Origin of the sequence: Ralstonia sp. TCR112, from assembly GCF_007997035.1 — a bacterium.
Lineage (GTDB): Bacteria > Pseudomonadota > Gammaproteobacteria > Burkholderiales > Burkholderiaceae > Ralstonia > Ralstonia edaphi.
Map to the genome: position 1 here is coordinate 1 of NZ_VOSS01000189.1, position 1041 is coordinate 1041.

The 1041-nt window shown below is 67.2% G+C and carries 1 protein-coding gene; it reads right to left on the reverse strand.

Annotated elements, in window-relative coordinates; genetic code table 11:
- Positions 1-74: 74 nt before the first annotated feature.
- The coding region (locus tag FUT88_RS25175; protein ID WP_147219265.1) for an acetyl-CoA C-acyltransferase at positions 75-1041 on the reverse strand (967 nt) is incomplete at its 5' end.

Consider the following 1041-nt stretch of genomic DNA (forward strand, 5'->3'; position numbering starts at 1 on the left):
CCGATGCCGCGCGACGCGCCCAGGATGAGCGCGGTGCGCGTGCGGCGCGACGTTGCATTCGTCATGCGCGTGCCTTAGTAGAGTTCGATGCCGACAGCCGTGGCCTCGCCGCCACCGATGCACAGGCTGGCCACGCCGCGCTTGCCGCCGCGGTGTCGCAGGGCGCCCAGCAGCGTGGCGATTACGCGTGCGCCCGATGCACCGATCGGATGGCCCAGCGCGCACGCGCCACCGTTCACGTTCACCTTCTCGTGCGGGATGTGCAGGTCGTGCATCGCGGCCATCGGCACCACGGCAAACGCCTCGTTGATCTCGAACAGGTCGACGTTGCCCGAGTTCCAGTCGAGCTTCTTGAAGAGCTTGTCGATGGCCGTGACCGGCGCCGTGGTGAACCAGCCCGGCGCTTGCGCGTGCGTGGTGTGGCCCAGCATCACCGCCAGCGGCGTGATGCCGAGCTGCTTGGCAGTCGATTCGCGCATCATCACCAGCGCAGCTGCGCCATCGTTGATCGACGACGACGACGCGGCCGTGACCGTGCCGTCCTTCTTGAAGGCGGGCTTGAGCGACGGGATCTTGTCGACCTTGATGCGGCGCGGGCCTTCATCGGTGTCGATGACGGTGTCGCCGGCTTTGCTCGACACAGTGACGGGCGTGATCTCCCAGCGGAACGCGCCTGATTCGGTGGCTTCCTGCGCGCGCCGCACGGACGTCATCGCGAAGTGGTCCTGGGCTTCGCGCGTGAAGCCGTATTTCTCGGCGCAGTCCTCGCCGAAGGTGCCCATGGCGCGGCCCTTGTCATAAGCGTCTTCCAGGCCGTCGAGCATCATGTGGTCGTAGATCATGCCGTGGCCGATGCGATAGCCACCGCGGCCTTTCGGGATCAGGTACGGCGCATTCGTCATGCTTTCCATGCCGCCCGCGACCACCACGTCGACCGAGCCCGCGAGCAGCGCGTCATACGCGTTCATGGCCGCGCGCATGCCCGAACCGCACATCTTGTTGACCGTGGTGCAGCCGACCGACAGCGGCAGGCCCGCCCCC